Source organism: Stenotrophomonas maltophilia, from assembly GCF_023518235.1.
GTDB lineage: Bacteria > Pseudomonadota > Gammaproteobacteria > Xanthomonadales > Xanthomonadaceae > Stenotrophomonas.
In genome coordinates this window covers 663,088-685,570 of the sequence record NZ_CP090423.1, presented here as the reverse complement: position 1 = coordinate 685,570, position 22,483 = coordinate 663,088, and the positions used below count along the sequence as shown (strand labels likewise).

Below are 22,483 nucleotides of genomic sequence, written 5' to 3'. Positions count from 1 at the left end.
TGTGTATACATGTGTATATTGAACCGGATTGGGTATGATTCAGCCTCGCCGCACCGGAACCCCCATGGCCGCCGCCACCGCCCTGACGCCGAACGAAGATGCCAGCAGCCCGGCCCGCCGAACGGTGAGCCGCGAGGATCTGCTGGCCGCCGCGCTGAAGCTGATCGGGCCGCACCGCAGCCTGTCCACCCTGAGCCTTCGCGAAGTAGCACGTGAGGCCGGCATCGCGCCGAACAGCTTCTACCGGCAGTTCCGCGACATGGACGAATTGGCCGTGGCCCTGATCGACGTGGCCGGCCGCTCGCTGCGCACCATCATCGGTGAGGCCCGCCAGCGCGCCACCTCCAGTGCCACCAGCGTGGTGCGGGTGTCGGTGGAAACCTTCATGGAGCAGCTGCGCGCCGACGACAAGCTGCTGCATGTGCTGCTGCGCGAAGGCGCGGTCGGCTCGGACGACTTCAAGCACGCCGTCGAACGCGAGCTGCACTATTTCGAAGAAGAACTGCAGCACGACCTGGTGCGCCTGGCCGCGCTGGATGGCGCGGTGCTGCACAAGCCGGAACTGGTCTCGATGGCGATCACCCGCCTGGTGTTCGCGATGGGGGCCTCGGCCATGGACCAGCCCCCCGAGAAAGACCCGGAACTGGTCGAACAGATCTCCACGATGATCCGCATGATCATCGTCGGCGCCCGAAGCCCCGCCGCCTTCCGCCGCGGCTGATCGAAGCCGGATCCTCGGGGTCGCCCCCCCTATCCGCAGGACAGGGCTCTGACCCCGTTGCCCTCCGCAGCCCCAGAACGACATGACCACCGGCACGGTTGTTGCGCTTTAATGTAATGTTATAACACGCCTATGATCCACCCGCCGGCCAGGCCCTCGCGCCGATCCCATCATGCAGCTATATAGCAATTGCTATATATCAAAGCACCTGCTCTTATATGCGCCAGCCAGGCCGCCCTCGCCGCCCTCCCTCCCCAAGGACGACGCCCTCATGCCGCGTGACTCCCGCCTCCCCCGCCCCCTGCAACTGACCACCGCCATCGCGCTCACGCTGCCGCTGCCTACCCTGGCCGCCGCACCCCAGCCAACCGAATTGGACCGCGTGCAAGTCAAGGTCAGCACCGCCACCCGCAGCGAACGCCTGCTGTCGGACGTGCCGATCCGCACCGAAGTGCTGCGCAAGGAAGACATCGCGCTGCGCGCGGCCACCGACTTCTCGCGCGCCGCCGAGCTGATCAACGGCCTGCGCGTGGAAAGCAACTGCCAGAACTGCAACACCAGCGAAGTGCAGCTGCTGGGCCTGCCCGGTGCCTACAACCAGCTGTTGTTCGATGGAATCCCGCTGCTGTCCACGCTGGGCAGCGTCTATGGACTGGAGCAGATTCCAGCCGGGTTCGTGGACCGCATTGAAGTGGTCAAGGGCGGCGGCTCGGCGCTGTACGGCCCGGGTGCGGTGGCTGGCGTGATCAACCTGATCCCGCCGCTGCCGGCGCGCAGCGGTGGCCATGTGCAGGCCGGCGTGGACGTGTTGAAGGGCACGCCGCAGAAGAGTGCCGACGTGCGGCTGGACCTGGTGGCGAAGGACGCCGACGCCGGGCTGTCGGTGATCGCCCAGCGCAACTGGAACAGTGGCATCGACTACAACGGCGACGGCTACACCGAGATCACCCGCAAGAACCTCAAGGTCGGCGGGCTGCAGGCCTGGTATGCACCCACGCCCGGCACGCGGCTGCGGCTGGACCTGCAGGTGACCGATGAAACCCGGCGTGGCGGCAACCGGCTGGATCAGCCGGAATACCTGGCCAACATCGCCGAATCGCTGGATACGAAATACCGCCGCGGCAGCGTGTCGTGGGACCAGGAAATCAATGCCGACGTCGGCTTCCGCCTGGCCTACGCCTTCGCCGATATCGACCGCGACAGCTTCTATGGCGGCCTGGGTGATGTCGTGACCGATGCTTCGCCCGGCTATGACCCGACGCAGCTGGATCCGAACGTGGCCGGCAGCGCCGCCTCACGCTCGTGGCGGCAGTATGGTCGCACCCACAACCCGCTGCACTACATCGACAGCCAGTTGAACTGGCGACTGGGTGCGCACGCACTAGCGTTCGGCGTGCAGTACAAGCACGAGGGGCTGCGCGACGACAACCGCACCGGCGGCGGGCAGCGTATTGCCGTGCTGGAGGATGCGACCTTCCACAACCTCGGCGCCTTCATCCAGGACGAGTGGAGCCTGCGCGACAACGTCGACCTGGTGCTGGGCGCACGCGTGGACAAGAGCTCGGAGCTGGACAACGCGGTGTTCTCGCCGCGCATCGCGCTGGCCTGGCAGGCGACGCCGAACCTGAAGTGGCGGGCCGGTATCGCCACCGGCTTCCGTGCACCGGAGATCTTCGTCGAGGATGTGCACGTCGATACCCTCGGCGGCGAACAGGTGCGCGTGCGCAACACCGATGGCCTGAAGGAAGAACGCGCGCTGACCACCCTGTTCGGTTTCGACTGGCGATCGGACCCGGCCAATCCGGTATGGAGCTGGGATGCTACCGCCTCCTATGCACGCATCCGCGACACCTTCGCACTGGGAGAGATCCAGCGCGGAGACGATGGCCAACTGAGCCAGCTGCGCTACAACGCTTCCGGCTCCAACGTGCTGGGTGCGGAAACCAACCTCGGCTGGCAGCCGTCGCCGCAGTGGCGCCTGACCGCCGGTGCCTCGTGGTACCGCTCGCGCTTCCGCGAACCGCAGCGCATCTTCGACGACACCGGTGACGGTGGCGACACCGTCATCGATAGCCGCGACTACCTGAAGACCCCGCGCTGGACCGGTCTGGCCCAGCTCAGCTGGATGCCGGCCGAGCCGTGGGAGACCTTCGTCGCCCTGCGCCACACCGGACCGATGTCGGTGCTGAACAACCGGCTGGGCGAGCTGCACCGCACGCGTTCGTTCCTGGTCACCGATCTTGGTGCGCGCTGGCACCGGCATCTGGGCGCGCAGGCACAACAGGAAGTGTCGGTGGCCGCAGGCGTCAAGAACGTGTTCGACCAGCGCCAGAAGGATCTGGAGGTGGGCGCGCTGCGAGACAGCGACTATGTCTACGGGCCACGTTTCGCGCGCTCGTGGTACGTCAACCTGCGCTATGCGTTCTGAACCACTGCGCAGGTTGCTGATGGCCGCTGCGCTGCTGTTGGCGGCGCCGGCCATGGGCGCGGACCTGCATGCGCAGGTCTCCGCCTCGCTGATGCGGCCCGAACAACGCTCGCTGCGACCGATGCAGTGGTCGCCACCGCCGAAGCTGGTCGCGCTCTACTTCGGTGCCGACTGGTGTGCTCCCTGCCATGCCTTCATGCCAACCCTGCGCAGTGTGCGCGATGCATTGCGCGAGGCCGGTGCCGACTCCGAGGTGGTGTACGTCAGCCTGGACGAAAGCGAGGCCGCGCTGCGTCGCTACATGCACGCGCAGGACATGCCGTGGCCGGTGCTGGACCCGCGCCGTGCCGCGCGCATGCCGGCGCTACAGGCCCTGGCCGGGTTGGGCCCACCGAACCTGGTGCTGATCGACGCCGACGGCAGGGTGCTGGCCAATGGCTGGCACGGGCGCCGCTACGAAGGCCTGCAACCGGTATTGAAGGAATGGACGAAACGGGCGTGCGCGCAGCAGCAGGCGCGATGCCCCAACGGCGCCATCCAACCGCGGTAGCGCTGGGCCATGCCCGGCGAAAACCATGAAGACGGCGACGCGCCCGCCAGGCATGGCCCGGTGCTACCGCTACGTTGCCCCGCCCTCGGCCTTACGCACGAACGCTTCGAACAACGCCAGCGTCTGTTCGCTCACATGGTGCTCGATGCCCTCGGCATCACGCCGGGCGGTATCCGCGTCCACGCCCAGCGCCAGCAGAAAACGCTCCACGGTCTGGTGCCGCTGTCTGCTGGCATGGGCCAGCGCCTCGCCTTCCGGGGTCAGGAACACGCCGCGGTACGGGCGCTGCACCACCCAGCCATCACGGGCCAGCCGCCGCAGCATCTTCGCCACGGTCGGCTGGGCCACGCCCAGGCGCGTGGCTATATCGACCTGGCGGGCCTCGCCGCCGTCGGCCAGCAGGTCCGAGATCAGCTCGACATAGTCCTCAACCAGCTCCATCCGGTGCGCCTCGCGCACTTGCCGGAAGCTCTCGACCTGACGCTCGGCCTCGATCAAGGGGGTGCTTTTCAGCGATGTCGAATCGTCGGTCTTGCCCACGCCTACGCCTGTCCTTCCGGTGTACTCCGGGGTTGAACCTGAATTCTGGACCAGTGACGCGATAAAGACGATTGTTTCACATTGCTAATGACTATAGCAGGAGCTATATTCGGATCCATGAACACCCTGGCGCCCCGCGACCCATCGGCCTCCACCCCGGCCAGTCTGGGTGCGCTCAATGCCTCCGTGGCCGTGCCCGACAAGGGCCACTGGTGGTTCCGCCTGCTGGCCTTCCTCGGCCCGGGCTACATGATCTCGGTCGGCTACATGGACCCGGGCAACTGGGCCACCGATCTGGCCGGCGGCTCGCGCTTCGGCTACCTGCTGCTGTCGGTCATCCTCATTTCCAACCTGATGGCGGTGATCCTGCAGGCGCTGTCGGCGCGGCTGGGCATCGCCACCGGGATGGACCTGGCGCAGGCCTGCCGCGCCCGCTACCCGAAGCCGGTGAATCTGGCGCTGTGGGCGCTGTGCGAGGCGGCGATCATCGCCTGCGACCTCGCAGAGGTGATCGGCACCGCGATCGCGCTGAAACTGCTGTTCGATCTGCCCCTGCTCTGGGGTGCGGTGATCACTGCGCTGGACACGCTGCTGGTGCTGCTGCTGATGAACCGTGGCTTCCGTGCACTGGAAGCCTTCGTGATCGCGTTGCTGATGGTGATCTTCGCCTGCTTCGTGGTACAGATCGCAATGGCGGCGCCGCCGGTGATGGCGGTGCTGGGCGGCTTCATTCCGCGCGCGCAGGTGGTGACCGATCCGCATGCGCTGTACATCGCGATCGGCATCATCGGTGCCACGGTGATGCCGCACAACCTGTACCTGCATTCGTCCATCGTGCAGACCCGCGCCTACCCGCGCACCGATGAAGGTCGCCGCAGCGCATTGCGCTGGGCGGTGACCGACAGCACCCTGGCGCTGACCCTGGCGCTGTTCATCAACGCCAGCATCCTGATCCTGGCGGCGGCGGTGTTCCATGCCAACGGCCGCTTCGATGTGGAAGACATCGAACAGGCGCACCAGTTGCTGGCACCGATGCTGGGCGTTGGTGCGGCGGCCACGCTGTTTGCCATCGCGCTGCTCGCCTCGGGCCTGAACTCGACCGTGACTGCCACGCTGGCGGGGCAGATCGTGATGGAGGGCTTCCTGCGCCTGCGCCTTCCGCCCTGGCTGCGCCGGCTGTTGACGCGGGCGCTGGCGATCATTCCGGTGGTGGTGGTGATCGTGATGTTCGGCGACCAGGGCGCGGTGAAGCTGCTGGTGCTGAGCCAGGTGGTGCTGTCGATGCAGCTGCCATTCGCGATCATTCCACTGGTGCGGATTGTTACCGACAAGGTGACGATGGGCGCGCTGGTGGCACCGCGCTGGCTGGGCGGCATCGCCTGGGTGATCGCGCTGGTGATCGTTGCGCTGAACGTGAAGCTGCTGCTGGATACCTTCAGCGGAGCCTAGCGCGGAATGCCCGCGATGCCCCGGTAGATCCACGCCATGCGTGGATGCCTTTTCGCACCGCGCGGAGAGCGGCCGAGCATGGCTCGGCTCTACAGAAGCAGGAACCCGGCGCCATCGGTACACCCACCTCCCTACAGATGCAACGCGATCGCCGCTTCGATCTGCTGCGGCGACTGGAACCCAGCCAGGCGCGTGCGTTCATCGCCATCACGGAACAGCGCCAGCGTCGGTGTCTGGCGCAGGCCCAGCTGCCGGAAGAACGCCTCGCCCAGCACTTCCAACTGCACGCGCAGCAATGTGGTGCCCTGCCCCGCCACGCTGTTGGCTACCCGATGCAGCGACATTTCCAGCATCCGGCAACCCGGGCACTGGTCCTTGTGGAAATCCACCAGCACCCGTGGATGCTCAGCCAGCACCTGCTGGAACTGCTCAGGCGTGGTGGCGTCGATGATCTGCATCGGTGTTGCTCCAGTAGTGGGCCAGAACCACGTCGGTCCAGGCGCCGATAGCTTCGGCATGACGCTCGCCATGCGGCATCTGCTCGATCTCAAGCGGCGGGTACTCGCTGCGGAAATAGCGGATCAACCGATGCACGGCGCCGCAGTAGTACTCCTGCCCCCACTGCGTCTCGCCGGTACCGAACACCGCCAACTGCCGGGGCCGCTCGCCGCGCTCGGCGATACCGGCCACCCAGGCCTTCATCTCCGTGGGCGTACGTCCTGCGTTGTCGGTCCAGCTTCCCAGCAGCACCAGGTCGGCCTCGTCAGCCGCCAGGACAGGCATCTGGCGCAGGTCGTCGGCCTCCTGCCAATGCACGGCATGACCGGCGGCCCGGCAGAGCTCGGCAATCTGCCGGCCCAGTTCGCGGGTGTTGCCGCTCAACGAGGCCACCACCAGCAGGATCCGCAGTGCCCGGCGCGGCTCAGAGATCGTCGAAGCCGTTGTCGACGTTGGTCTTCTTGTAGCTTGCATTGCGCATCTCGAAGAAGTCGGTCTTGGTCTCGGTGAAGTTGTCGGCGTAGGCCTTGATCCATGGCATCACGTTGTCGGTGGTGTCGCTGTACAGGCGCTCGATGCCGAGCATGCCGGCCATCTTGTTGGCGCGGTACTTCACGTAGCGCACCATCTCGTCCACGTCGATGCCATCGATGCCGTCCAGCACTTCCGACGACCACTGGGTCTCCAGCTCGATGGCGTGCTGGAAAGCGCCGTGCACGTAATCGGTCAGCTCATGGGTCTGCAGTTCCGGGTTCTCGCCGATGATCGCGCGGATCAGCTCGCTGATGAACTTGGTGTGGGCCAGCTCGTCGCGGTTGATGAAGCTGATGATCTTGCCGGTTCCGGTCATGCGGTTCTGCCGCACCATGTTGTAGAAGTAGGCAAAACCGGAGTAGAAGTTGATGCCCTCCAGGATCGACGACTGGATCAGCGACTTCAGCAGGGTCTCGGCGGTTTTCTCGCGCATGAAATCGTCATACGCCCCCATGATCGGCGCGTTGCGCTTGATGATGGTCGGGTGCGTGCGGGCGATCTCGAAGATGCGGTTCTGGTTCGGCAGATCGGTGATCGAGGCGAGCACGTAGCTGTAGCTCTCGTTGTGGATAACTTCCTGCTGGCCGATGATCGCCGCATTGGCATGCGCCGCCGGGTCGGTGATGTACTCGGCCACGTTGTAGATGAAACGCGTCTGCGGCGAGTCCAGTGTGGCGAGCAGGCCGATGATCGAGTCGTAGGCGTTCTTCTCGCGCCCGGACAGCTCACCGTACTGGCGCGCATCCAGCTTCATGTCCACTTCGTCGGGGATCCAGAAGTTGGTCGACAGCTCCTTGTAGGCCCGATAGAACGACGGATACGGAATGTCGTTCCAGTTCAGGATGCCGCTGGTGCGGCCATTGATGATGCCGGTGCTGCGGTTCGGGTGGCGCGGTTCGAGGATCTTGATGCGGTCGAGCGGGGTTGCCATGGTCGTCTGCCTTCGGATTGCATGCGTTGCACTTGTAGAGCCGAGCCCACGCTCGGCTGCGTTGCTTGAGCCGAGCATGGGCTCGGCTCTACAGCAGTCCCAACGATCAGCTGGCGCACCACTCGCATTCGCTGATGTCGATGTCGTTGGAGCGCACGTAGTAGGTGGTCTTCAGACCCTCGCGCCACGCCGTCAGATGCAGTTCCAGCAGCGTGCTGGCGCGGATGGTGCTGGGCACGTACAGGTTGAAGCTGATCGACTGGTCGACATGACGCTGCCGCCGCGCGTTCTGGCGCACGCTGGCGAACTGGTCGACCTTGTAGGCGCCTTTCTCGTAGTACGGCCAGGTTTCCAGCGACAGGCCCGGCGCAGCCACCGGCCGCCGGAAGTCCTTCTTTTCCTCGTAGTAGAACGCGCTGTAGATCGGGTCGATCGATGCAGTGGAGCCGGCGATCTGCGCGGTGCTCATGTTCGGCGCCACCGCCAGCAGCCAGCCGTTGCGCAGGCCGTGCGTGGCAACGTCGCGGGCCAGGCTGTCCCAGGCGGCACCGCTGTAGTTGCGGTCACGGAAGTAGCGGCCATTGTGCCAGTCGCTGCCGGCGAACATCGGGTAGCTGCCCTTCTCTTTGGCCAGTTGTGCGCTGGCCTGGATGGTCAGGAAGTTGATGCGCTCATACAGGCGGTCGGCCAGCTGCTCGGCGTCCGGCGATTCCCACTGGATCGCCTGCTGCGCCAGCAGGTGATGCCAGCCGAACGTGCCCAGGCCGATGGCGCGGTACTTGCGGTTGGTGATCGTGGCCTGCGGCACCGGCAGCGCGTTGAGGTCGATCACGTTGTCGAGCATGCGCACCTGGATCGGGATCAGCCGCTCCAGTACGTCGGCCGCCAGCAGGTCATCCGGTGCGCTGATCGCACGGCCGAGATTGATCGAGGACAAGTTGCAGACCACGAAGTCACCGGCCCGGCGGGTGGTGACGATCTGGTCGCCGCTGACGATCTCCTGGATCATCCGCGTCGGGCTCATGTTCTGCAGGATCTCGGTGCACAGGTTGCTGGAATAGACCATGCCTGCGTGCTTGTTCGGATTCCTGCGATTGACCTCGTCGCGGTAGAACAGGAAAGGGTTGCCGGTCTCCAGCTGGCTGAGCATGATCCGCTTGAACAGGTCGATCGCCTTCACCGTGCGGCGGCTGATGCGCTCGTCGGCCACCAGTTCGGCATAGCGGTCGCGGAAGCTGCCCGCGCCGCGCTTCTCGTCGTAGAAGTCCTGCAGGTACCAGCCCTTGGCGCTCTTCACCTCATGCGGGTCGAACAGGTACCAGTCGGCGCGGCGCTCCACCGCCTCCATGAACAGGTCCGGCACGCACACCGAGGTGAACACGTCGTGCGCGCGCAGGCGCTGGTCGCCGTTGTTCAGGCGCAGATCGAGGAAGGCCTCGATATCGCGGTGCCAGATATCCAGGTACACCGCCACCGCGCCCTTGCGCTGTCCGAGCTGGTCCACCGACACGGCGGTGTTGTTGAGCTGCTTGATCCACGGCACCACGCCGCCGGAAGAATTCGGCACGCCCCGGATCGGCGCACCGCTGCTGCGCACATAGCCCAGGTAGGCACCGACACCGCCACCGTGCTTGGACACGCGCGCGATATCGGTGTTGGAGTCATAGATGCCCTGCAGGCTGTCATCCACCGTGTCGATGAAGCAGCTGGACAGCTGCCCACCCACCTTGCCAGCGTTGGCCAGGGTCGGCGTGGCCACCGTCATGTACAGGTTGGACAGCGCCCAGTACGCCTCGCCGACCAGCTGCATGCGGCGTACCCGGCCGCTCTCACCAGGCCCGCCCTCCTCCTGCATCAGGTAGAGCGCGATGGTCAGCCAGCGCTCCTGCGGCAGTTCGTAGACCTCGCGGCTGCGATCGCTGGCCAGGTAGCGTGTGGCCAGCAGGTACAGGCCGTTGTAGGCGAACAGGCGGTCGCGCTCCGGCTCGATCATCTCGCCGGCCTGCTGCAGTTCTTCCTTGGAATAGCAGCGCAGGATGTCGTTGCTGTAGATGCCACGGTCGGCCAGGCTTTCCTGCAGGCCGACATACGAGCCGTACTTCAGGCTGACATCGTAGAACCGGTTGCGGCTGGCGCGCTTGTACAGGCGTCGCAGGTAGATGCGTGCAGCGAACTGCTCCCACTCCGGTGCCACCAGGTCCACGCGCGACTCAGCCTCGCGGATCAGCAGATCGACCAGGTCATCGGCACTGAGGCTGGGCTTGCGCTCGACCATCGCCTGCACCACACGGCGGTAGTCGCTCACATCCAGCTGCGGAAACTCGGCATGCACGGCATCGATGCTGCGTTGCAGGCGTTCGGCGTCGAACGGCAGGCGACGATTGCCGGCCTCCTTGGTAATCCAGGTCGGCACGCGCTCGCCGCCAGCACGCAAGGCGTCGCCGGCGCCGGCCAGGTCGGCCACGCGGAAGGTACTGTCGGTCATGGTGGTGAAACTCCAGGCTCGCACGCGATGTGGCGGTCGATGCCGTGGCGGCCCTGCACGCGATACCGGCGCACGGGGCGGTCGGGGTGGGATGCCATAACGCAGGAACACCAGGTCGTCGGCATCTGCCTGCGCCTGCGGCCGGTATCCGGGCCGTGGGGGCGATCTGGGTCCGCGCGATGGCGGCCGCGTCGACACGGCAAGCCTTCAGGGGCGGGCCGCGGGACGTTTGCTGCATGTCCGGCGGCGGCGGCTGACCGGGAGTGACGGCCACAACATAGTGGGGATATTTCGCGCCGTCAACACAAGATGCGGTAACCACCACATGCCGCGACGATCAGTCGCAGGATGCCGTGTTGCACCGCCGTCGCCTTGTCGACGCCGCCTGCGTCCCCAGTTCGTTACAACCTCCCTTTTCCCCTGGAACACCCCCTATGCGCGCAGCCCTGTATTCCTCCTTCGGCGATCCGGCCGATGTCCTGGCCATCGGCGAAACAGCCCTGCCCGAGCCCGGCCCGGGCGAAGTGCGCATCCGCACCGTGCTGGCCTCGATCCACAACCACGATCTGCTGACCGTGCGCGGCCTGTATGGCTACAAGCCGACGCTGCCGGCGATCGGTGGCAGTGAAGCGCTGGGCGTTGTCGATGCACTCGGCGAAGGCGTCGATGGCCTGCAGCTTGGCCAACGCGTTGCCGCCGCCTCGGTGCACGGCACCTGGGCCGAGGCGTTCATCGCACCGGCGCGGATGGTGATTCCGATGCCGGACGCGATCGCCGACGAAACCGCGGCGCAGCTGATCGCGATGCCGCTGAGTGCGCTGATGCTGCTGGAATTCCTGCATGTCGAAGCGGGGCAATGGATCGTGCAGAACACCGCCAACGGCGCGGTCGGCAAGTCGCTGGCGATGTTGGCAAAGGCGCGTGGCGTGCATGTGGCCAACCTGGTGCGCAACGCTGCGGCGGTTGCACAGTTGCATGCGCTGGGCATCGATCATGTGTTTGACACCTCGGTGGAGGGCTGGAAGGATCGTGTGCGTGAAGCCACTGGCGAAGCACAGGCCGCAGCCGCGGTCGATTCCATCGGCGGTGAGGCCAGTGCCGATCTGGTCGAGCTGCTCGGCCACCACGGCACCCTGGTGTCGTTCGGGGTGATGAGCGGCGAGCCGATGCGCATTCCCGCCGGCGGCCTGATCTACAAGGAAGCCACGGTGAAGGGCTTCTGGGGCAGCAAGGTCAGCCAGGCGATGGCGGTGGAGGACAAGCGCCGGTTGGTCGGCGAGCTGCTGAAGCGTGCGGCGCAAGGTGAATTGACCCTGCCGGTGGAGCAGGTTTTCGCGCTGGACGATATCGCCCAGGCAGCGAAGGCCGGTGCTGGGTCGGGGCGTAACGGCAAGGTGTTGCTGCGCCCATGACAACCGGGGTCAGGTCCCTTTCCGTTGGAAAGGGATCTGACCCCCAGGAGGAGTGCGGACCCACGGTCCGCGCCCACCGAGCCGGCTCGTTAAGAACCTGTGATGTATAACTGAATGCGCTTTCGTCATTGGAGGGCGCAGGCGCTCGCATGCGGTACTGGGGGCTCCTTCCCCGTTCGGCGCTGTCGCTTCCATGTACCGCACCACCCTGAACCTGCTTGCCGGCGCCATCGCGCTGAGCCTCACCGCTGGCGCTGCCGGCGCCGCTGAAACCGCCGAGTCCGGCAAAGACAGCACCACCCTTGGCGCCGTGCTGGTGACCGGCTCCAACATCAAGCGCAGCGATACCGCCGGGCCCAACCCGGTACAGATCGTCAGCCGTGAACAGATCGAACAGACCGGCCGCTCCACCCTCACCGACGTGCTGCGCAACCTGTCGGCCAATGCCGGCAACAGTTTCGACGAGCAGTACACCGGCAGTTTCGCCGCCGGCTCGGCCTCGATCGGCCTGCGCGGCCTGTCGCCGAAGAACACGCTGGTGCTGGTCAACGGCTACCGCGTGTCCAACTTCGGCTTCGCGCTCAACACCCAGGACACTTTCGTTGACCTCAACGCACTGCCGATCAGCGCGGTCGAACGCATTGAAGTGCTGAAGGACGGCGCCTCGGCGGTGTACGGCTCCGACGCCATTGCTGGCGTCATCAACATCATCCTGCGCAGGAACTTCCAGGGCGTGGAGGTCGGCGGCGGCTTCGGTACTGCCACCCAGGGCGGCCTGGACGAACGCAAGGCCAACCTGCTGGCCGGCTTCGGTGACCTCGAACAACAGGGCTGGAACGTGCTGTTCGGGCTGGACCTGCTCAAGCGAGACCGCCTCGACGCCGACCAGCGCGCCTACACCCGCAGCGGCGATTTCCGCGACAAGCCCGGTGGCCGCCTGGCCGGCTGGTCCACCGCCGGTGGCAACTGGCTGTCCAACCCGCGCGCGCCGCAACCGTTCGCCAACTGCCCCGATGGCAGCCAGCTGCGCCCGTACAGCGACTTCGGCAGCACCCTGCCCGGACAGGCCTGCGCCTTCAACGCGCAGCCATTCAAGACCCTGCAGCCCGGCGCCGAGCGCCTGCAGGCGTCATTGAGTGCGACCTACCGCTTCAATGACAGCGTCGAGGCCTTCGCCGATGTGCTGTACAGCCACAACAAGGCCGACCAGATCTTCAGTGCGCCGCTGACCGTCGGCCCCGGCCTGCGCGCGTACAACCCGGCCACCGGCACGCTGATCGACGTGCCGGCGGTGCTGCCGGTCGGCCATCCCGACAATCCGGGCATCGCGCCGCTGCCGTTCGAGTACACCTTCTTCGACCTCGGCCCGCGCCTGAAGGACAACACCCAGGTGTTCTACCGCGCCCTGGCCGGCGTGCGCGGCAGTGGCGAGCGCTGGGACTGGGAAGTGGCCGCGCTGACCTCGCAGAGCGCGCAGCGCGAGTACGTCGACAACTTTGTCAATCGCTATGCGTTCGAGCAGATCCTGCGCGACGGCAGCTACAACTTCCTCAACCCGTCCAGCACGCCTGGGGCACTGGATGCACTGCGCCTGCAGACCAAGCGTCCGGGCTGGTACAGGTTGCACTCGCTGAACGTAAAGGCTTCGACCTCGTTGTGGGAGCTGCCGGCCGGTGCGGTTGGCTTCGCCTGGGGCGCTGAGTTCCGCAAGGAATCGCTGGACGCGCGCACCAGTGCCCAGGTGCTTTCGGGCACTGAACTACGCCCTGCGATCAACGTGGTCAACGGCGAGCGCCAGGTCAGCGCCGCCTACGCCGAACTGAGCGTGCCGCTGCATCGCACCCTGGAATTGCAGGTGGCCGGTCGCGGCGATCACTACGATGACTTCGGCAAGGCCTTCTCGCCCAAGGTGGCGCTGCGCTGGCAGCCGCTGGACAGCCTGTTGCTGCGCGGCTCGTTCTCGCGCGGTTTCCGCGCGCCGTCACTGCCGGAGATCGCGCCGGGCCAGACCGTCAGCTATGGCTCGGTGATCGATCCGCTGGATCCGCTGCAACCGGGCGGCAGCCGCGGCGTGACCAACATCCGCACCGGCAACCCCGACCTGAAGGCCGAGCGCTCGCGCAACTTCAACGTGGGTGCAGTGTGGTCGCCCAATGGCGATACCAGCATCGGCCTGGACTGGTACCGCATCGAGCAGGACAACCTGGTCAAGCCGGACAGCGCGCAGTTCATCGTCGACAACCCGTCCCTGTTCCCGGGCCGGGTGCAGCGTGACGCGCAGGGCCGCATCCAGTTCATCACCAACCAGTACGCCAACCAGGGGGAGCTGACCACCTCCGGCCTGGACCTGGACGCCAGCCGCACCTTCCGCACCGACGGCTGGGGCAACTTCACCGTGGCCGGCAGCTGGACCCACCTGCTCAGCTTCAAGCAGCCGCTGGTGGCCGGGCAGGCACCGTATGATGGCGCCGGCAACAACCGCCACGGGGCGCTGCCCCGCACTCGCGGTACCACGTCGCTGAACTGGGCGGCTGGCGACTGGAGCAGCACGCTGAGCCTGCAGTACGTGAGCGGCTACGACCAGCGCGTAGCGACGGCGACCAGCAACCCGGGCCTGCGCGACCGCGTCAAGCCGTATCACCAGCTGGACCTGTACGTGGCCTACGAAGGCGTTGCCAACACCACGCTGTCGCTGTCGGTGCTGAACCTGACCGACAAGGATCCGCCGTTCGACCCGGCTGGTGGTTCCAATGGTTTCGACATCAGCCAATACAACCTGCGCGGGCAGTTCGTCTCGCTGGGCGCGCGCTACCGGTTCTGATCGGCCACCCGTAGCGTCGAGCTTGCTCGACGGCCGTTGCTGCAGAGCCGAGCCCATGCTCGGCTGCTTGGCTCCGGAAGTCCAGCCGAGCATGGGCTCGGCTCTACAGGTCGGTGCGGACCCACGGTCCGCACCGGCCGCATCACCGGCTCAGGTGCAGGAACTGCAGGTGCCGTTCGTACTGGCTGATGATGTCGTTGATGATCTGCTTGCGGCTGTACCCCACCAGGTCGTAATCCTGGCTGCCTTCATACAGGTGCACTTCGGCGCGGTAATAGCGCTGGTTGCGCAGCTGCTGTGCGGCGAACGACGGGGTTAGGTAGCCGCTGAGGATCACCCGGTACAGGAAGTCCTGCTGCTCACCGTGATTGACCGACAGCTCCATGTCGCCCGCTTCGAAACGCGTGGCCACATCCCAGCCCTGCCCGCGCAGCTGCTCGGCCACCGCCTCCATCGCCGGCTTCACCGTGTCGTCCATGAAACGGTAGACCTGGTCGCGTACCGGGAAATGCATGGCCTGGCTCAGGCGCTGGCGCCAGCCCTGGTGGTGGCGATCGTCACCGATCAACGGTGATGGGCGGTACTGCAACGCGCGCTTGCGGTGCGACTCGTCGCTGAAGGCGCGGGTCAGGCCCCACATCATCAGCAGCAGGATCGCCGAGAACGGCAGTGAGGCCAGCACCACCGCCGATTTCAGTGCGTCGATGCTGCCGGCCAGCAACAGGCCTGCGGTCAGCACCGCGATCACCGTGCCCCAGAACACGCGCAGCCAGCGTGGGCCATCGTCCTCCGGCGCCCCGCCATGCGACGACAACGTAGACAGCACCACGGCACCGGAGTCGGCTGATGTCACGAAGAAGATGAAGCTGACCAGCACTGTCACCGTGATCACCGCACGGCTCCACGGATAGCCGTCCAGCAATGCGTACAGCACCGTCGGTGGATCATCCACGGCCAGCTGCGCCAGCTGCTGCTGGCCGTGGTGCAGCACCTGGTCCAGCGCACTGTTACCGAAGATCGACAGCCACGCCAGGGTGAAGCCGAGCGGGATCAGCAGCACGCCGAACACGAATTCGCGGATGGTGCGGCCGCGCGAGATGCGCGCGATGAACAGGCCCACAAACGGCGCCCAGCCGATCCACCAGGCCCAGTAGAACACCGTCCAGCCGCCCAGCCATTCCGGCCGGCCGCCGTAGGCGTACACGTCGAAACTCTTGCCGACCACGCTGCCCAGGTAGTCGCCCAGGTTCTGCATCAAGGTGCTGAACAGGTACTGCGTCGGCCCGGCGAACAACATGAACAGCACCAGCGCGATCGCCAGCAGCATGTTGATGTTGGCCATCCAGCGCACGCCCTTCTCTACGCCGGACACCGCGACCGCCACGGCGGCGCCCATCATTGCCACCACCAGGAGGATCTGCACCAGGTTGGAGTGCGGCACGTTGAACAGGTGCGACAGGCCAGCGTTGAGGTGCAGCACGCCAAAGCCCATGTCGGCGCCGATGCCGAACACGGTGGCGACAATGCCCAATGCATCCACGGTGTAGCCGATCGGCCCATTGATGCGTTTGCCGATCAGCGGATACAGCGCCGAACGCAATGCCAGCGGCAGGTTGTGGCGGTAGGCGAAATAGGCCATGGCCATCGCCGCCAGTGCGAACACGCCCCAGCCATGCAGGCCCCAGTGCAGGAACAGCAGCTGCATGGCCTGGCGCGCACCGGCCTCGCCTGCCGCCGGATCGCCCTGCGGCGGCTGCAGGTAATGGGTCAGTGGTTCGGAAACACAGAAGAAGAACAGGGTGATGCTGATGCCCGCCGCGAACAGCATGCCGGCCCAGGAGAGGTAACTGAACTCCGGTTCGTCATGGTCGGCGCCGAGCTTGATGCCGCCGTACTTGGACAGCGCCACGCCGACCACGAACACCAGGTACAGGGTCATCGCCAGCAGGTAATACCAGCCGACATTCAGGGCGGCCCAGTCCTGTGCCTTGAGCAGAAGGCGGCCTGCCCCCAGTGGGAACAGGCTGACGAACAGCGCGAACGCCACGACAACGATCGCCGCGAAGGCGAACACAGGCCGAAGGGTGCGCACCGGGGATTGTTGCGGCTCCAGTACATCCATGGGGCGGCGTTCTCCGGTAGATCAAGGAATTAGCCGACCGATTCTGGCTGAACCGCAGTGGACAGAGCATGAAGTTGCGGCCTGCTGTCACGGCCGGCGCGCGTGGTTTCGTGCTATCACGCGCGCGGCGCCTGCCCGCTGCGCGTCACGACATCACATGCACCGCGCACAGCTTGTTGCCATCGGGATCGCGCAGGTAGGCCAGGAACAGCTGGCGGCCGGCCATGTTGCGGATACCGGCCGGATCTTCGATGGCAGTGCCGCCCTGCGCCACGCCAGCGTCCTGCCAGCCACGCACGGCCTCGGCGCTGTCCAGGGTGAAGCCGATGGTGCCGCCGTTGGCGTGGCACGCCGGCTGACCATCAATCGGCGCGGTGACGATGAACATGCGGCCGTCCTTGAAATAGACCAGGCGCCCCTTGTCGTCGAACACACCCGGGCGTGCGCCCAGCGCGGTGAACAGCGCATCGTAGAAGCGATGCGCGACATCCATGTTGTTGGTCCCAACGGTAACGTGGCTGAACATGTGGCACTCCCTGCGGAAAACCGCAGTGTCGGCGAGCCCGCCGGGCATCGCAAATGGGCCCGCCACCCCACTGCGCGCTGCGCAACGTTTGTCGAGTGCCGCCCGATCACTCTATAATGGGAATCATTCTCATTAATGACCGAAGCCGATGGCTGTGCCCGCCGCCTCCAGCGCCGCGCTGGCGGGGTTCTACCGCGAACATCATGGCTGGCTGCTCGGCTGGCTGCGACGCCGCACCCATAACGCCGAGTGTGCCGCCGACCTGACCCAGGACACCTTCCTGCGCCTGCTCAGCCGCTGCGTTGACCCGGGGCAGCTGCGGCTGCCACGCGCCTACCTCAGCACCATCGCCCACGCCCTGCTGGTCAACCATTGGCAGCGCGCGGATCTGGAGCGCGCCTATCTGGCCGCGCTGGCTGCCCAACCCGAGCCGGTGCACCCTTCGGCAGAGGAACGGACGCAGGCGCTGCAGCTGCTGCACGCCATCGCCGACATGCTGGCGGGGCTGGCCGAACGCCCTCGTCGCGCCTTCCTGCTGGCGCGCCTGTCCGGCCTCGGCTATGCCGAGATTGGCCAGCAGCTGGGCGTGTCCGAACGGATGGTCAAGAAGTACATGGCGCAGGCGATGCTGCATTGCCTGCGCCTGTCCGGCGATGCCGCCGCATGAGCACGGCATTGGCCAGCCCCGCGCTGGAACAGGCCGCCGAGTGGTTCGCACTGCGCGAGCACGGATGGAACGAATACGAGCAACAGCGCTGGCAGGCCTGGCTGCACGCCGATGCGAGCCACGCCCACGCTTGGCACCGGGTCGAGTTGGTCTGGCAGTCGTTCGCACCGCTGTCGGCCCCCGCCGCCGCAAAGGCGCTGGGCACCGCTGGCCATCGGCGTCGGCAGGCACTGCGCGGTCTCGGCGGTGCACTCGGCATCGGCGCCGTTTCGCTGCTCGGCCTGCACGCGCTGCACCTTCAGCGTAGCGTGCACACGCAGCGCACCGGCGCCGGCCGCACCGGGCACTGGACGCTGGCCGACGGCAGCCAGCTGTGGCTCAACGCCGGCAGCGAAGTGGCGATCCGCATGGGCGACGGCCAGCGCGCCGTGCATCTGCTGCGAGGCGAGTTACTGTTGCTGACCGGTCACGCAGCTGCCTTCGACGGCCTGCCATTGACCGTGCACGTGCCCGGCGCCCGCCTGCAGCCGATCGGCACCCGTCTCGCGGTAGGCCGCGAGGCCCAGGGCAGCCGCCTGGATGTGTTTGAAGGCGTGGTGCGCTGCCTGCCGCAGTTCAGTGCGGCACGGGATGTACCCGCCGGCAGCGCCGTGCAGATCGGCCCGATGGGCGGACTTGCAACGGTCGAGCCCGATCCGCTGCGCGGCGATTGGCAGGACGGTCGCCTGCAGGTGCAGGACACTCGGCTGGTCCGCGTCGTCGAAGAGCTGGCCCGCCACCATCGCGGCTACCTCGGCTGCGATCCCGCTGTCGCAGCGCTGAAGGTCACTGCTGTGCTGCCGCGACTGCACAGCGCACAGGCCCTGCAGTTGCTGACGCGTGCGCTGCCGATCCGCATCGAACAGCGCTGGCCGTGGTGGACCGTCGTGCATCCGCGTTGATGCGCGGTTCCCCTTTTGCGCGCTCACCGGGCAGTACAGGGGAACCCATTGCGGACGTTGCCGCCCCCATGAAACTGCCCTGCCCCTCCCCTCGCCCCCTGGCCATTGCGCTGTGCCTGGCCCTGGCCAGTCCCTGCCTGCTGCCCGCCACCGCCTTTGCGCAGAATTCCGCAGCGACGCTGCGCTGGCAGATTCCAGCAGGCCCGCTCGACCAGGCGCTGACCGCATTCGGCCAGCAGTCTGGCCTGCCGATTGCCGCCGATGCGCGCCTGACCCGTGGCCGCCACAGCAACGGCGTGCACGCCACGCTGGGCACCGATGCCGCCCTCGCGCAGCTGCTGGCGGGCACCGGCCTGACCTTTCAACGTGATGCCAGCGGTGTAGTGCTGCGGACCGCACCTGCCGCCGACGCCGGCGTGCGCCAGATCGGCACCCTGCGCGTGGCCGGCCAGGCCAGCGAAGGCGCCTCACCGTGGGGCCTGGCCGATGCCGACGCGGTCTTCCGCGACAGCGGCTCGCGCGTGCACCTGGACCGCCAGCAGCTGGAGCGCTTCCGCGGCCAGTCGATCGGCGATGTGCTGGCCGGCGCCGTGGGCGTGCATACCGCCGACGTGCGCAATGGCGGCGCACTGGACGTGAACATCCGCGGCCTGCAGGGCCAGAACCGGGTGCCGGTGATCATCGACGGTGGCCAGCAGGCCATCGACGTCTATCGCGGCTATGCCGGCGTGCAGCAGCGCAGCTACCTCGACCCGGACCTGATCAGCTCGGTCAGCATCGAGAAGGGACCAAGCCTGGCCGCCAACGCCGCCAGCGCGATCGGCGGCGTGGTCTACATGGAAACGCTGAACGCCGATGACATCCTCGACGACGGTCAGGCCTGGGGCCTGCGCGTGCGTGGTGGCGTGGCCGACAACAGCATCGACCGCACCCGCACGTTCAAGCAGATCGCGCGCGGCAGCGACAACCGCAACAGCCTGCGCGACCCGCGCGACTGGAACGGCAGCGTGGCCTTGGCCCAGCGCGGTGAGGACTGGCAGCTGGTGGCCGCCTACGCGCGGCGCCGCCAGGGCAACTACTTCGCCGGCAGCAACGGCGCCCATCGCTACGACGACCAGCACCTGTCCAGCGGCGGCACCGGCATGTCCAGCCAGGCGGTCTCGGACATGTACCACCCGGGCGACGAGGTGCTCAACACGCATACCGACAACGAATCGGCGCTGCTGAAGTTCACCTGGACGCCCAACCCCGACCAGCGCCTGGAGCTGAGCCACCGCTACTTCAACTCCAGCTTCGGCGAGATCATGCCGTCGGCGATCGGCCGTGTCGGCGAGTCCAACGAATGGGTGACCTACGTGGACAAGGCCAACACCATGTTCCAGTTCGAGCCCGGGAAGATGCGGCTCAATGCCACCTCGCTGCGCCACCGCTACCGGCCTGAAGCACACCCGTGGCTGGATCTGAGCAGCACGCTGTGGTTCACCACCGCCACCAGCCGCATGTTCAACAGCAACATCGCCAACACGCCGCTGTTCAAGGACGTACCCAACGACCAGATGCCGGACACGCTGGGCGAGACCTATGGCCCCGGCCTGCAGTCAGACGTGAAAACCCGGCGCTGGGGCGTGGACAGCAGCAACACCACCCGCTTCAACAACCGCCTGGGCGACTGGACGCTGCGCTATGGCGCGGCCTTCCAGCACGAGGACACCGCACCGAACTCGCCGGTGCTGCCGGTGGACTACAACAACAACCGCTACCTGCGCTCGGGCACGCGCCGCGAGGCCAGCGTTGTCGCCTCGCTGCAGTGGCAACCGTGGGACTGGCTGTCGCTGACCGCTGGCGGCCGCTTCATCGACTACCGCACCCGTGACCGCAACCGCGTTGCCTTCGTCAGTGAATCGCGCGACCTGCGCTACACCTTCGCGCGCCTGAGCAAGGGCGGGCAGCTGCTGCCCGGCTGGTACAAGGAGTGGTACCCGGATGCACAGGGCAACTACACCTACGACTCGCTGCGGGCCACGCCCTACGGCGACAGCACGCTGGGCCAGAGCTACGACTTTGATGGTTTCATTGCCGACCCGCGCGGCGCCAACGGCTTCTACACCAAGCAGATTCCCACCGCCTGGGGCTACAAGCCGGCGATCCGCCGTTCCGGCCACGGCTTCGCGCCGTATGCCGAGGCCCGCTTCAACCTCGATGCGGACATGTTCTTCTACGTGAAGTACGCGCAGGGCTGGAAGATGCCCAGCCTGTTCGAATCGACGCTGGGCAACAGCACCTCGGCACCGGTGGCCGACCTGAAGCCGGAGAAGAACCGTTCCTGGGACATCGGCTTCAGCCTGCTCAAGCAGGACCTGTGGCGCGATGGCGACCGCCTGGCGTTCAAGGTGGCCTGGTTCAAGAACGATATCGACAACGCGATCACCCGCCGCTTCGATTCCAGCAACTGGGCCTTCTACGTCGACAACGTCGACAACTACACGGTGTCGGGCTACGAGCTGCAATCCGGCTATGACGCCGGCATCGCCTACCTGGACCTGTCGGCCGGCTACTACCAGCGTGCGCGCACCTGCGATGCGGCCACCGCCAAGCGCCTGCGCGAAGACCCCTATGCGAAGTGGAGCAAGCTGGACACCACCCCTGACTGCGTGGATGGCGGCTTCGGTACTTCGTTCGTCAACGCGCAGAATCCGCCGAAGTACTCGATCCACAGCACATTGGGCTTCCGCCTGTTCCACAGGCGGCTGGATACCGGCATCCGCCGCACCTACAACAGCGGCCCCACCCATGAACTGGACAAGCCCTGGAACACCACCGGCTCGACCGGGTTGCAGAACATCTACCTCCCCACCGCGATCTACGACTTTTACGCGCGCTGGCAGTTCACTCCGAAGGCCGAGGTGGAACTGGTGGTCAACAACCTGCGCAACACCTACTACATGGACACGCTGGCGATGAGCCTGATGCCCGGCCCGGGGCGCACCACGCGACTGAATTTCACCGCACGCTTCTGAGTCCGTCGGAAACGGCAACGCCCCGGGGAGATCATCCCCGGGGCGCCTGCAAGTGGCGGCTCACGCTCTGGCAGGTAGCAACCCGGGTTGGCACAGCGCCTCAGCACGTGTAGATGCCAACCTTGGTTGGGACAGCGAAGCTGTCACTTCGCAGTACTCAGCAGAAGCACCGCCACGGTGACCAGCGCGATGCCGACCCAGCCGATCGGGCGCAGGCGGTTGCCGAACAGCAGGCGACCGCAGGTGGCGGTACCGATCACGCCGATCGCACCCCACATCGCATACGCAGTGGCCAGGTCCATGTAGCGCACCGCCTGGCCCAGCAGGGCGAAGGCGATCCAGACCATGACGATCGCGCCGACACCCCAGCGCCAGCGGCGGAACCCCTCCGACTTGGCCACCATCATGTTGGCGGCGACGTCGATCAGCGCAGAACAGATCACGAAGAACAGGGCGAGGGTATTCATCAGTGCGCCTCCCCGAGGGTGACACAGACGATGCCGACCACCGCCAGCACCAGGCCAGCCAGCTGCTGCAGCGACAGGCTCTCGCCGAACACGGTCAGGCCAACCACGGTCAACAGGGTCAGGCCCAGGCCTTCCCACACTGCGTAAGCGACACCGACCGCGATGCGGCGCACCGACAGGGCCAGGAAGTAGTAGGACAGTGCCAACGCGCCGGCCATGATCAGGTAGCCGGTCCAGCCGCCGTCGCGGGCGGCATGGGCCATGAACGAGGTGCCGACCACTTCGGCGACGATCGCCACGGTCAGGCAGGCCCAGGCGACCAGCGCGCCACGGGCGGGAACAGTACGGGGCATGTGAAACTCCTTGCGGGACGG

The 22,483-nt window shown here is 66.5% G+C and carries 18 protein-coding genes; 9 read left to right on the top strand and 9 right to left on the bottom strand.

Annotated features, from left to right (window positions below):
* The first annotated feature begins 64 nt into the window (after positions 1 to 64).
* From fabR to LZ605_RS03385, 3 genes are all read left to right on the top strand, one after another.
* The gene (gene fabR, locus LZ605_RS03395) at positions 65 to 721 is read left to right on the top strand and encodes an HTH-type transcriptional repressor FabR (RefSeq protein WP_249843791.1); all 657 of its coding nucleotides are present in this window, start codon (positions 65 to 67) and stop codon (positions 719 to 721) included.
* Between the two features lie 271 nt (positions 722 to 992).
* Positions 993 to 3,149, top strand: coding sequence for a TonB-dependent receptor plug domain-containing protein (locus LZ605_RS03390; protein ID WP_249843790.1), 2,157 nt, complete (start codon positions 993 to 995; stop codon positions 3,147 to 3,149).
* The gene (locus tag LZ605_RS03385; protein ID WP_249843789.1) at positions 3,139 to 3,699 is read left to right on the top strand and encodes a thioredoxin-like domain-containing protein; all 561 of its coding nucleotides are present in this window, start codon (positions 3,139 to 3,141) and stop codon (positions 3,697 to 3,699) included. The genes LZ605_RS03390 and LZ605_RS03385 overlap by 11 nt, the downstream gene beginning before the upstream one ends.
* Positions 3,700 to 3,768: 69 nt before the next feature.
* On the opposite strand, the gene mntR is transcribed toward LZ605_RS03385, so the two are convergent.
* The gene (gene mntR, locus LZ605_RS03380) at positions 3,769 to 4,239 is read right to left on the bottom strand and encodes a manganese-binding transcriptional regulator MntR (RefSeq protein WP_249843788.1); all 471 of its coding nucleotides are present in this window, start codon (positions 4,237 to 4,239) and stop codon (positions 3,769 to 3,771) included.
* A gap of 117 nt (positions 4,240 to 4,356) precedes the next feature.
* Here mntR and LZ605_RS03375 point away from each other — a divergent pair, with 117 nt between their 5' ends.
* Entirely contained in the window at positions 4,357 to 5,688 is a 1,332-nt protein-coding gene (locus LZ605_RS03375; RefSeq protein ID WP_249843787.1) for an Nramp family divalent metal transporter, read from the top strand.
* A 131-nt stretch (positions 5,689 to 5,819) separates the two neighbouring features.
* Here LZ605_RS03375 and LZ605_RS03370 read toward each other — a convergent pair whose 3' ends face one another.
* From LZ605_RS03370 to LZ605_RS03355, 4 genes are all read right to left on the bottom strand, one after another.
* Positions 5,820 to 6,146 carry a thioredoxin family protein gene (locus LZ605_RS03370; protein WP_107230785.1) on the bottom strand — a complete coding sequence of 109 codons (327 nt, stop codon included), beginning with the start codon at positions 6,144 to 6,146 and terminating at the stop codon, positions 5,820 to 5,822.
* Complete coding sequence (locus tag LZ605_RS03365; RefSeq protein ID WP_249844987.1) at positions 6,118 to 6,597, bottom strand: flavodoxin; 480 nt, start codon at positions 6,595 to 6,597, stop codon at positions 6,118 to 6,120. Before LZ605_RS03365 ends, LZ605_RS03370 begins: the two co-directional genes overlap by 29 nt.
* Before the next feature lie 13 nt (positions 6,598 to 6,610).
* Positions 6,611 to 7,651: a ribonucleotide-diphosphate reductase subunit beta gene (locus tag LZ605_RS03360; RefSeq protein WP_107230786.1), complete on the bottom strand. Its 1,041-nt coding sequence runs from the start codon at positions 7,649 to 7,651 to the stop codon at positions 6,611 to 6,613.
* A gap of 106 nt (positions 7,652 to 7,757) precedes the next feature.
* Positions 7,758 to 10,136 carry a ribonucleoside-diphosphate reductase subunit alpha gene (locus LZ605_RS03355; protein ID WP_249843786.1) on the bottom strand — a complete coding sequence of 793 codons (2,379 nt, stop codon included), beginning with the start codon at positions 10,134 to 10,136 and terminating at the stop codon, positions 7,758 to 7,760.
* 434 nt (positions 10,137 to 10,570) lie between these two features.
* On the opposite strand from LZ605_RS03355, the gene LZ605_RS03350 reads away from it, so the two are divergent.
* A complete protein-coding gene (locus LZ605_RS03350; protein ID WP_249843785.1) occupies positions 10,571 to 11,548 on the top strand; it encodes a zinc-binding dehydrogenase in 978 nt (325 codons plus the stop codon).
* A 193-nt stretch (positions 11,549 to 11,741) separates the two neighbouring features.
* Complete coding sequence (locus tag LZ605_RS03345; protein ID WP_249843784.1) at positions 11,742 to 14,369, top strand: TonB-dependent receptor; 2,628 nt, start codon at positions 11,742 to 11,744, stop codon at positions 14,367 to 14,369.
* Positions 14,370 to 14,511: 142 nt separating this feature from the next.
* Here LZ605_RS03345 and betT read toward each other — a convergent pair whose 3' ends face one another.
* Both betT and LZ605_RS03335 read right to left on the bottom strand, forming a co-directional pair.
* Entirely contained in the window at positions 14,512 to 16,491 is a 1,980-nt protein-coding gene (gene betT / locus LZ605_RS03340) for a choline BCCT transporter BetT (protein WP_249843783.1), read from the bottom strand.
* A 145-nt stretch (positions 16,492 to 16,636) separates the two neighbouring features.
* Positions 16,637 to 17,017, bottom strand: coding sequence for a VOC family protein (locus tag LZ605_RS03335; protein ID WP_107230791.1), 381 nt, complete (start codon positions 17,015 to 17,017; stop codon positions 16,637 to 16,639).
* Positions 17,018 to 17,165: 148 nt separating this feature from the next.
* Here LZ605_RS03335 and LZ605_RS03330 point away from each other — a divergent pair, with 148 nt between their 5' ends.
* The 3 genes from LZ605_RS03330 to LZ605_RS03320 all read left to right on the top strand — a co-directional run bounded on the left by LZ605_RS03330 (position 17,166) and on the right by LZ605_RS03320 (position 21,642).
* Positions 17,166 to 17,684, top strand: coding sequence for a sigma-70 family RNA polymerase sigma factor (locus tag LZ605_RS03330; protein ID WP_249843782.1), 519 nt, complete (start codon positions 17,166 to 17,168; stop codon positions 17,682 to 17,684).
* Positions 17,681 to 18,625 carry a FecR family protein gene (locus LZ605_RS03325; RefSeq protein WP_249843781.1) on the top strand — a complete coding sequence of 315 codons (945 nt, stop codon included), beginning with the start codon at positions 17,681 to 17,683 and terminating at the stop codon, positions 18,623 to 18,625. Before LZ605_RS03330 ends, LZ605_RS03325 begins: the two co-directional genes overlap by 4 nt.
* 68 nt (positions 18,626 to 18,693) lie before the next feature.
* Positions 18,694 to 21,642: a TonB-dependent receptor gene (locus tag LZ605_RS03320; protein WP_249843780.1), complete on the top strand. Its 2,949-nt coding sequence runs from the start codon at positions 18,694 to 18,696 to the stop codon at positions 21,640 to 21,642.
* Positions 21,643 to 21,785: 143 nt separating this feature from the next.
* On the opposite strand, the gene LZ605_RS03315 is transcribed toward LZ605_RS03320, so the two are convergent.
* The gene (locus LZ605_RS03315) at positions 21,786 to 22,109 is read right to left on the bottom strand and encodes a DMT family transporter (protein ID WP_005409978.1); all 324 of its coding nucleotides are present in this window, start codon (positions 22,107 to 22,109) and stop codon (positions 21,786 to 21,788) included.
* Complete coding sequence (locus LZ605_RS03310; protein ID WP_107230796.1) at positions 22,109 to 22,462, bottom strand: SMR family transporter; 354 nt, start codon at positions 22,460 to 22,462, stop codon at positions 22,109 to 22,111. The genes LZ605_RS03315 and LZ605_RS03310 overlap by 1 nt, the downstream gene beginning before the upstream one ends.
* Positions 22,463 to 22,483 lie beyond the last annotated feature (21 nt).

What these genes read in the sequence shown, in the direction of transcription:
- fabR (WP_249843791.1), top strand. Translation starts at nt 65, where the DNA reads ATGGCCGCCGCCACCGCCCTGACGCCGAACGAAGATGCCAGCAGCCCG.
- LZ605_RS03390 (WP_249843790.1), top strand. Translation starts at nt 993, where the DNA reads ATGCCGCGTGACTCCCGCCTCCCCCGCCCCCTGCAACTGACCACCGCC.
- LZ605_RS03385 (WP_249843789.1), top strand. Translation starts at nt 3,139, where the DNA reads ATGCGTTCTGAACCACTGCGCAGGTTGCTGATGGCCGCTGCGCTGCTG.
- LZ605_RS03375 (WP_249843787.1), top strand. Translation starts at nt 4,357, where the DNA reads ATGAACACCCTGGCGCCCCGCGACCCATCGGCCTCCACCCCGGCCAGT.
- LZ605_RS03370 (WP_107230785.1), bottom strand. Translation starts at nt 6,146, where the DNA reads ATGCAGATCATCGACGCCACCACGCCTGAGCAGTTCCAGCAGGTGCTG.
- LZ605_RS03360 (WP_107230786.1), bottom strand. Translation starts at nt 7,651, where the DNA reads ATGGCAACCCCGCTCGACCGCATCAAGATCCTCGAACCGCGCCACCCG.
- LZ605_RS03355 (WP_249843786.1), bottom strand. Translation starts at nt 10,136, where the DNA reads ATGACCGACAGTACCTTCCGCGTGGCCGACCTGGCCGGCGCCGGCGAC.
- LZ605_RS03350 (WP_249843785.1), top strand. Translation starts at nt 10,571, where the DNA reads ATGCGCGCAGCCCTGTATTCCTCCTTCGGCGATCCGGCCGATGTCCTG.
- LZ605_RS03345 (WP_249843784.1), top strand. Translation starts at nt 11,742, where the DNA reads ATGTACCGCACCACCCTGAACCTGCTTGCCGGCGCCATCGCGCTGAGC.
- betT (WP_249843783.1), bottom strand. Translation starts at nt 16,491, where the DNA reads ATGGATGTACTGGAGCCGCAACAATCCCCGGTGCGCACCCTTCGGCCT.
- LZ605_RS03335 (WP_107230791.1), bottom strand. Translation starts at nt 17,017, where the DNA reads ATGTTCAGCCACGTTACCGTTGGGACCAACAACATGGATGTCGCGCAT.
- LZ605_RS03330 (WP_249843782.1), top strand. Translation starts at nt 17,166, where the DNA reads ATGGCTGTGCCCGCCGCCTCCAGCGCCGCGCTGGCGGGGTTCTACCGC.
- LZ605_RS03325 (WP_249843781.1), top strand. Translation starts at nt 17,681, where the DNA reads ATGAGCACGGCATTGGCCAGCCCCGCGCTGGAACAGGCCGCCGAGTGG.
- LZ605_RS03320 (WP_249843780.1), top strand. Translation starts at nt 18,694, where the DNA reads ATGAAACTGCCCTGCCCCTCCCCTCGCCCCCTGGCCATTGCGCTGTGC.
- LZ605_RS03315 (WP_005409978.1), bottom strand. Translation starts at nt 22,109, where the DNA reads ATGAATACCCTCGCCCTGTTCTTCGTGATCTGTTCTGCGCTGATCGAC.
- LZ605_RS03310 (WP_107230796.1), bottom strand. Translation starts at nt 22,462, where the DNA reads ATGCCCCGTACTGTTCCCGCCCGTGGCGCGCTGGTCGCCTGGGCCTGC.